The organism is Moorena sp. SIO2C4 (genome assembly GCF_010672485.1).
In the GTDB taxonomy this organism is placed as follows: domain Bacteria; phylum Cyanobacteriota; class Cyanobacteriia; order Cyanobacteriales; family Coleofasciculaceae; genus Moorena; species Moorena producens.
Genome location: NZ_JAAHGN010001172.1, coordinates 1 through 2208, shown reverse-complemented (window position 1 = coordinate 2208; position 2208 = coordinate 1). Strand labels below are relative to the sequence as shown.

Sequence of the window (2208 nt, the reverse complement as noted above, 5' to 3'; positions counted from 1 at the left end):
TGCTGCCAGGAATCCACCACTGTAGTGCCGTGGGTTTCAGCAAAATCTTGTGTTTTGGCAGGGGTATGACCACAGACCGCCACTAAATGCGATCGCGAATCCGTTTGCAATGTCTGAGCTCGTAGCTTAGCCGCAAACCCAGTACCAACAATACCAGCTTTAATGGGGAGATCAGTAATAGTTTTTGTCACAAGGAAATATCAAGGATTAAGGGTTAAGGGTGATTTTGACATACTCACCGCCCTGGAAGGGCAGTGATTCTTGACAGATCATCGGGACGCGCTACAAAAGCAGTCTTACCTTCCCTCCTTGTCCGTTTATGGTCGTGCCGATGCCCCATGCCGACCTTTTCTATGTTTCTTGCCGCATTAATGTCTCTATCTTGCTCAGCTCCGCAACTCACGCAAAGTACAGAGCGCACAGACAGATCTAATTTTCCCCATTTAAAACCACAATCTGAGCAGATTTGACTAGTTGGTTCCCAACGACTAATAACCCTAAATTCTCTTTCGTATTTTTCTGATTTTGCTTCACACAGAGTTCTAAATTCCGCCCAACCTTGTTGACTTATTACTCTAGATATTTTGCGGTTCTTTAGCATCCCTGACACATTGAGATCTTCCAAGACGATTACTTGGTTTTCGCTGACCACCTTGCTTGACAGTTTGTGTAAGAAGTCGCTTCTTTTGTTGGCTATTTCATTATGGATCTTAGCTATCCTTAGTCGAGTCAAGTTTTTCCGATTTGACCCTTTTGACTGCTTTGCAAACTTTTTTTGAGCTTTTCTTAGCTTGCGATCTAGTTTTGAATAATCAGGACTTTGAACTTCACTTCCATCGCTCATTGCAGCAAAAGTCTTGATACCTAGGTCGATTCCAATACTTTGGTTATCAGCATTGATTTGAACTGGATCAATATCTACCACAAAACTCAAAAAATAGTTATTTACACAATCCTTAATGATAGTCACAGAACTAGGGTCATCAGGGAGGTCTCTAGACCAAACTGGTTTTACTATTCCAACTTTAGCTAGATAGACCTTGTCGCCCTTTATGGAAAATCCTCGGCGAGTTAACCTGGCTGTTTGTTTGCTAGTCTTCTTCTTGAATCTTGGAGGATTAACTTTATTTCCTTTTCTTTTACCTTTCCAGGAATCAAAAAAGTTCTTGAAAGCTACCCCAAGGTCTGCTACAGATTGTTGCAAAGGAACTACTGAAACCTCAGACAACCACTGTCTTTCTTCAGTCTTTTTAGCTTGAGTTATTACTAGTTTTTGTAATTCCCCTGACTTTAATACCTTGTCTGAGTTTTTACATATAGCCAGAGCATCGTTCCAAACTACCCGGACGCAACCAAACAGCCTGGCTAGGTCATTCTTTTGTTGGTCTGTAGGGTAGAATCGGTACTTGTACCTGGCTTTCACATGTTTTCTCCTAATTTCTCTGTACGTAGGATTATAGTGTAATCTAAAAGTTTTGACAATGGGATTCCGGAATATTGGCACAGCTTGACTAGTTTGCCGATGCATTTAATCTGTGTCACCAAGTACCGCCAAAAAATATTAACGCGCCGCTTGCCTTACAGCTATAGAGGAATCATTCAAAGAAGTAGCAAAAAAAATAAATTTTAATATCAAAGAGTTCAATGGAGAGTCTGATCACATTCATGTACTCATTGAATACCCTCCAAAATTATCAATATCTCAGATGGTTAACAGTCTTAAAGGGGTTTCAAGTCGCAGATATGGACAGAAAGGGTTTTTAAAGCCAAATGGCAAAACAGCTTTGTGGAGTCCTAGCTATTATGCTTCTTCTGTTGGAGGAGCCCCTATAGCCGTACTGAAAGAATATATCAAGAATCAAGAAAAGCCGTCCTAGAAGGACGGGGCTTCAAACCCATTATTTTGGTGAACATATTCCCTTAAGGAAAGGCAAGAGGCAAGAGGCAAGAGGCAAGAGGAAAGGCAAGAGGCAAGAGGTAATAGGTAATAGGTTGGAATTAGGCAAAAATTCCCAGGACACTTACCGCGCCCCCGCCCCATCTTCCCATCTCCCCATCTCCCCATCTCCCCATCTCTCCATCTCTCCATCTCCCCATCTCCCCATCTCCCCATCTCCCACACCGATGGCTAGATTAGGTGGCGGGAGCTCCTGGTGGTTGCTGCTGACTATAAATATTTGTCTGGGTGCCATTGCGAGCCCATTGACA

At 42.6% G+C, this 2208-nt stretch carries 3 protein-coding genes and 2 pseudogenes; 1 reads left to right on the top strand and 4 read right to left on the bottom strand.

Annotated elements, in window-relative coordinates:
* Together F6K20_RS35210 and F6K20_RS35205 are read right to left on the bottom strand one after the other, a co-directional pair.
* The coding region (locus tag F6K20_RS35210; RefSeq protein WP_353736884.1) for a Gfo/Idh/MocA family oxidoreductase at positions 1-191 on the bottom strand (191 nt) is incomplete at its 3' end.
* A 44-nt stretch (positions 192-235) separates the two neighbouring features.
* On the bottom strand, positions 236-1423 hold the full coding sequence (locus F6K20_RS35205; protein ID WP_287297915.1) for an RNA-guided endonuclease InsQ/TnpB family protein: 1188 nt from the start codon (positions 1421-1423) through the stop codon (positions 236-238).
* Positions 1424-1522: 99 nt separating this feature from the next.
* On the opposite strand from F6K20_RS35205, the pseudogene tnpA reads away from it, so the two are divergent.
* Positions 1523-1877 (top strand): annotated as a pseudogene (gene tnpA, locus F6K20_RS35200) (IS200/IS605 family transposase).
* Here the strand turns inward: tnpA and F6K20_RS35195 are convergent.
* On the bottom strand, positions 1874-2065 hold the full coding sequence (locus F6K20_RS35195) for a hypothetical protein (RefSeq protein ID WP_287297914.1): 192 nt from the start codon (positions 2063-2065) through the stop codon (positions 1874-1876). The pseudogene tnpA and the gene F6K20_RS35195 overlap by 4 nt on opposite strands.
* Positions 2022-2208 (bottom strand): annotated as a pseudogene (locus tag F6K20_RS35190) (hypothetical protein); the annotation flags it as partial. The pseudogene F6K20_RS35190 and the gene F6K20_RS35195, both read right to left, overlap by 44 nt.

Coding starts and splice junctions, on each gene's coding strand:
- F6K20_RS35195 (WP_287297914.1), bottom strand. CDS start 2,065: ATGGGGAGATGGGGAGATGGGAAGATGGGGCGGGGGCGCGGTAAGTGT.